Source organism: Cupriavidus sp. 8B (assembly GCF_054589115.1).
The window spans coordinates 1-5,028 of record NZ_BAAILO010000491.1 but is presented as its reverse complement, the minus strand read 5'-3'; the positions used below and the strand labels follow the sequence as shown (position 1 = coordinate 5,028).

At 64.5% G+C, this 5,028-nt stretch carries 6 protein-coding genes; all 6 read right to left on the bottom strand.

The features are described from left to right. On the bottom strand, nucleotides 1-851 hold an 851-nt coding region (locus ACYP5B_RS45390), incomplete at its 3' end, for a 2Fe-2S iron-sulfur cluster-binding protein (RefSeq protein WP_459573955.1). A 15-nt stretch (nucleotides 852-866) separates the two neighbouring features. Further along, on the bottom strand, nucleotides 867-1,226 hold the full coding sequence (locus ACYP5B_RS45385) for a phenol hydroxylase subunit P4 (RefSeq protein ID WP_400098412.1): 360 nt from the start codon (nucleotides 1,224-1,226) through the stop codon (nucleotides 867-869). A 32-nt stretch (nucleotides 1,227-1,258) separates the two neighbouring features. Further along, nucleotides 1,259-2,773, bottom strand: coding sequence for an aromatic/alkene/methane monooxygenase hydroxylase/oxygenase subunit alpha (locus tag ACYP5B_RS45380; RefSeq protein ID WP_459573954.1), 1,515 nt, complete (start codon nucleotides 2,771-2,773; stop codon nucleotides 1,259-1,261). A 44-nt stretch (nucleotides 2,774-2,817) separates the two neighbouring features. Beyond that, on the bottom strand, nucleotides 2,818-3,090 hold the full coding sequence (locus tag ACYP5B_RS45375; protein ID WP_006158557.1) for an MmoB/DmpM family protein: 273 nt from the start codon (nucleotides 3,088-3,090) through the stop codon (nucleotides 2,818-2,820). A 10-nt stretch (nucleotides 3,091-3,100) separates the two neighbouring features. Further along, nucleotides 3,101-4,096: an aromatic/alkene monooxygenase hydroxylase subunit beta gene (locus ACYP5B_RS45370; RefSeq protein WP_459573953.1), complete on the bottom strand. Its 996-nt coding sequence runs from the start codon at nucleotides 4,094-4,096 to the stop codon at nucleotides 3,101-3,103. 65 nt (nucleotides 4,097-4,161) lie between these two features. Then, on the bottom strand, nucleotides 4,162-4,380 hold the full coding sequence (locus ACYP5B_RS45365) for a phenol hydroxylase subunit (RefSeq protein WP_400098408.1): 219 nt from the start codon (nucleotides 4,378-4,380) through the stop codon (nucleotides 4,162-4,164). Between the last annotated feature and the right edge of the window lie 648 nt (nucleotides 4,381-5,028).

The following is a 5,028-nucleotide window of genomic DNA, read 5'->3' as shown; positions in this document are numbered from 1 at the left end:
CCGCGCGCGCCGTCCCAGCCGCTGTCCGCCGGCTCGGCGGACAAGGCCGGTACATAGCGGAAATTCGGATGCGCAGCGGCAAGTTCCCGGAATGCCTCGTCGTAGTACAGCTCCGTGCGGTTGCGCGCGCCCTGCACCAGGGTGATCGGCAAGGTCTCGCCTGCGGCCAGCATGTCCAGGATCATGGCGCGCGGGCTGGACAAGCCCGAGCCGCCGGCCAGGAACAGCATCGGCTTTTGCGCGGATTTGCGCACGAAGAAGCGGCCGTACGGCGCGGAGAAGCCGAGTTCGTCACCCACCGACAACCGATCGTGCAGGTAGCCGGTAGCCTGCCCGCCCTCCACCCGCCGCACATGCAACTCCACCAGGCCGTCGCCGGGACGGTTGGCCAGCGAGAACGCCCGCGGCTGGTCGCAGCCCGGCACGCGCAGGTTGAGGTACTGGCCGGCCTGGAAGGCAGCCGCGGCGCCACCCTTCACCCGCAGCCAGATGCCGCGGATGGTGGGCGTCAGCGCGCGGGTCTCCACCACCTCGGCGCGATAGTCGGCCAGCGGCAGGCCAAGCGAGTCGGCGTCCTCCTCGATGTCCGCCTCGATCACCATGTCGGACTGCGCGGTGGCGCAGCAAGCCAGGCATTGGCCGCCATCGCGCTCAAAGTCCATCAGCGCGAAGCTGGACGCATCGCCATGCTCGAACTCGCCGTCCACCACCTGCACCTTGCAGGTGGCGCACAGGCCGTGGCAGCAGGCGTGCGGCAGCCACACGCCGTTGCGCAGGCAGGCATCCAGCACGGTCTGGCCCGGTGCGATGGGGATGGTCTGCCCGATTGGTTCAATGGTCAGGGAATACATCTTGTGTCTCCTGCCTTAGCTGCAGCTGCCGCCAATGCCATCCAGCCCCGGCGTGCGGAAACGGATCACCGCCTTGTGGCCCAGGCCGTTCTCTTCCAGCGTGCGGTCAAGGTCCGGTTGCCAGGGCGCATTGCCGCGCAGCCATGCCACGCGGCTCCAGTCGATGCGGGCGAAGTCGGGGTGGTAGCCGTAGACGCCCGGCAGCACCTTCTCCACGACATCGCGCAGGGGCATCGCCGGCGGAAAGGGAAAGCAATGCGGCGCACAGAACAGCAGGTGGCGGTCCCAGCCGATATAGAGCAGGCGGTTGCCGTGGAACACCGCTTCGCGGTCGGCGGGCTCGAACGCGTAGGGGCCAATGGATACGACGGACATGATGGTCTCCTTGTCTCTTATGTGCCGGCTGCTCAGGCAGCCGTGTCCGGCACGCCTTTCCAGGCATTCCAGTTCTTCTGGTCCTGCGAGCCCTCGAAATCGAGGTTGTCCGCGCCGGGGTTGATGCGGTACCACTTAAGTACGTCGTCCAGCGAGGCGCCGCCGCAATTGCCCTGGTAGATCTGGTGCACGGGCAGCCAGGCCTGGGCGTACTTCTGTGGCTCGCCGTCGAAGATGTCCTTGCAGCCGTCCGAGCAGAAGTGGAACCGCATGCCGTGGTAGCTGCTCTCGCGGTAGCAGATCTGGGTGGGGTCGTCCGGCTCCGAGAACACCATCGGGATCTGGCAGGTCTGGCACAGCATGGGCAGCGTGCTGTTATAGAAGCGTTCGCCTTCCTGCTGGCGCTCCAGCCAGTAATCGAGGCGCGGCTTGTAGTAGCGCGCGAAGGTGTCGGGATACTTCTGCGTCAGCCAGGCCATTTCGTCCTGCTTGGGCACCCAGGTGTGGAAGCCGGCCGCGGCGGCGTAGTTGTAAAAGGTACCCCAGGCCTCATGGGTGATGCGGTCCTTGGTCTTGGTGGCCACCTCGTGATACTTGGGCATGCGCAGGCCATAGCGCTCCAGGTCCTTGAACAACGCGCCGCCGGCCTGCTCGAAATACATCTCCCAGGCCTCGGCCCACGACATCACCCGCTTGGGCAGCATGTAGTCCATCATCATGCCGACCAGCGTAAGCAGGCGAAAGCCGCGCCAGAACCATTTGTCCAGCCACTTCTGCAGGATCGGGATATTGTCCGGATCCTGCTGGCACAGGAACTTCACCACCTCCAGGCCCAGCGTCATATGGCGCGATTCGTCGGACTGCGCGGAGAAGCCGAACGTCACCGTGGCCATGTCGCCGTTGTAGGCCGCGCCCGACATGAAGGGCATGAACAGCAGGTTGGTCAGCACGTACTCGAAGGAGAACGAGATCGCGGTGATGAACTCGAACGGGCCCGCGCTCATGGCGTCTTCAAAGTAGGACTTGGGCACGGACAGGTACCAGACCCGGTCATGCATATGCTGCCATTCACCGAAACCGTTGAAATACTTGTTGTAGACCGACAGCGTATGCATCTGGGTCTGGGCATGACGCAACTCGTCGATCGACTGCATCTGCGCCGCCACCCGCGCGCCGGCGCCGCGGAAGTGCCGGCCGAGGTGCGCATAGCCGCGGTGCGCCGCGTACTCCAGCGGGGTCACGCCGGTCAGGAACAGGCGCAGCGCGTTCAGGTAGCGCGGGTCCGAGACATTGAGGTGGCCGTTGTTCTGCACGAAGGAATCGATGATCGCGTACAGCTTTCGCTCCTTCTCCGACTGGTATTTCCAGTAGGCGTCCATGGTCATGCGGAACGGGTCTTCCCACTTGTCCCAGTCATGGATCTTGATGCCCTCGTACTTGTCGTAGGGAAAGACCTTGTCCATCGGCTCGTAGGTGGTTTCCCAGCCGAGGTCGCGCGTCATCGATGCGTACTTCTCGCGCAGGTTCAGCTTCTTGCGTGCGTCCATGATGTCTGTCTCCGTTGTCTTTCTTTGCGGCCCGTCTCAGGGCTTCAGGCGTTCCAGTGCAGGGTGAAGGCGTCGTCGTCTTCGTCGATGTTTCCCGACAGCGAAATCAGGTTCAGGTGGATCTCCTGCAGGTCCCAGTCGCGGCCGAGCTTGTCGGAGACCAGTTCGCGCAGGATGGTCAGGTGCCCCGGCGCATCGATCTTCACCATGGCGGGGAACTGCGACACCACGGCGTGCGGATTGGCCTCGGTAATGGCTTCGATGATGGGGCGCGTGTCGTCGTTGCTTTGCAGCGCGATGTAGACGTTGGCGGTCATGGCGGGCTCCTTAGGCGGCAAGGCCAAGCTTGTTGAGACGCACGTCGAACTGCTCCAGGCACAGCGCCACCACCTGTTCGCCGCCTCCGCCCAGCAAGGTATCGGCCACCGGCACCAGCGCCTCGGCCGCTTGCGCACGCGCGGCGCGGGCCCAGCCGGACAGCAGCATGCGATTGGCATCGGACTCCGCCGCGGCGGTGTGGATCACCGCGTCGACCCAGCGTGCGTGCTCCTCGCGCCAGTCGTTCATGAACTCGGTCAGCACCGCCAGCCCGGTGCCGCAGGCGCGCACGATGGCCGCGTCGGCATGCTGGTACACCAGCGGATACAGCAGCCCGTCGAGCACCAGGTTCTGGGTGACGAAGGTCTCGAACCAGTCCTCGATCACGAAGCTGCGCTCGACCAGGCGGCGCATCGGCTGCCACGCGGCGCTCTCCATCCAGGCCACCTTGGCGCGCTCCAGCGCCACGCCGGTATTGCCGTCGAGCAGCATGCCGATGCGCGACAGGTACTGGGCAATGCCAAGGCGGTCCATGGCGCAGTAGGTGCAGGCCTGGGTGATGGCCGTGCCCCAGCCATAGTCGGCGCAATAGAAGTTGTTCATGTTGGCGCCCCACTCCACATGGCGAAGCGGCAGCAGGCCGTCGGCCAGGCGGTCCTGCCATTCGGCCGGCAGCGCCTGCAGCAGGCCGCGTTTTTCCACGAAGGCAAAGCTCTTCTCGGTGGCGTCCTGCTGGCGGCCGCGCGCCGTCACGTAGGCGCCGTAGAAGTACTGGCGCGGGTCCTTGAGCGCATACCAGTCCGCCATCACGATCGCCGTGCGGCGCTTGTCGTAGATCTCGTATTGCGAGTCCCAGGTCGGGCGGTAGTGGAAATTGACTTCCGCCTGCACGTCGTAGGTTGCCTCCTGGTAGCGCGAGGCGGGCTTGTCGCCGAAGCGGCGCGCCACATGGCCGTAGGTCTGGCGCAGCGGCTGGATCTGCTGGGTCTTGATATCGACTTGCATCGCTTGGTCTCCTGGGTCTTGCTGTATTTTTATGTGGGGGTTTCCGTGCGCGGGCTGGCTGCGCTTCAGTCGTCCTGTTCGGGTGCCGGGATCTCCGGCGGCAGGAAGCGCACGTGGTTGACGCTGCAGAAGGCCTCGAACATCAACTCGGGCATGATCAGCTCGACATTGAGCTCGGGGTCCGCCACGCTGAACGCGAACTGCACAAAGCCCTCGGGCGTGCGGCCGTCAATGCGGACGAACCGGGGCGAGGCTTCAAACAAGGGGACCGACTGGTTGATCATGGCGCTGCTCCTTCGCTTGGCGGGTATGGCCTCTATTGCGAAGAGCGTGCCAGCAAGCGCAAACGACGGCGGCACAAGGCGCGCGGGAAATCCAGGAACGTTGGCCCGAGCGTTAACCCGAAGCCATGCGGGCGCCGCCGCTGCTTCAATTGATCAAGCCGGCCGTGGCGCTTAATCAAATGATCAAGTGCCGCGCCGGGCGGTGGTTTGCGGGTAGCGTGCGCAGGCACGCGGCGGCTTGCGCGCTGCAACAGCAAAGCGCTGGACGGCGTTGCGGGAGTCAATGAAGAGCGGGGCTGGCGCATGCATGCGGCGCAACATGCGGCGCCGGTCACCTGCCGACGCGCCGATTAGCACTTCATCAAATGATCAAGCGGCTGAATCGGGGCGGCGCACATGAAAAACGGCGCGCCAGAAGGCGCGCCGCCAGACTGCTGACAAAGCCGGATCTGCGTGGTCGTGCTCCCCTCTCCCGCGTGCGGGAGAGGGGCTGGGGGAGAGGGCGGGCGCTTGTTACGCCGTCGCGCTGTAAAAAACCAAGGGCTTCGTTTTAAGTGGCTCCTAGCTGATATGACTCCCCGTGTCAATCGAGATTGGTTTGATTCAGTTTCACAGTTGCATGTTGTTCCCCAATTTCCTGGAGGGCGA

Bases quoted from the DNA above. Each gene is read 5' to 3' on its own strand.
- ACYP5B_RS45385 (WP_400098412.1), bottom strand. From the start codon at position 1,226: ATGTCCGTCGTATCCATTGGCCCCTACGCGTTCGAGCCCGCCGACCGC.
- ACYP5B_RS45380 (WP_459573954.1), bottom strand. From the start codon at position 2,773: ATGGACGCACGCAAGAAGCTGAACCTGCGCGAGAAGTACGCATCGATG.
- ACYP5B_RS45375 (WP_006158557.1), bottom strand. From the start codon at position 3,090: ATGACCGCCAACGTCTACATCGCGCTGCAAAGCAACGACGACACGCGC.
- ACYP5B_RS45370 (WP_459573953.1), bottom strand. From the start codon at position 4,096: ATGCAAGTCGATATCAAGACCCAGCAGATCCAGCCGCTGCGCCAGACC.
- ACYP5B_RS45365 (WP_400098408.1), bottom strand. From the start codon at position 4,380: ATGATCAACCAGTCGGTCCCCTTGTTTGAAGCCTCGCCCCGGTTCGTC.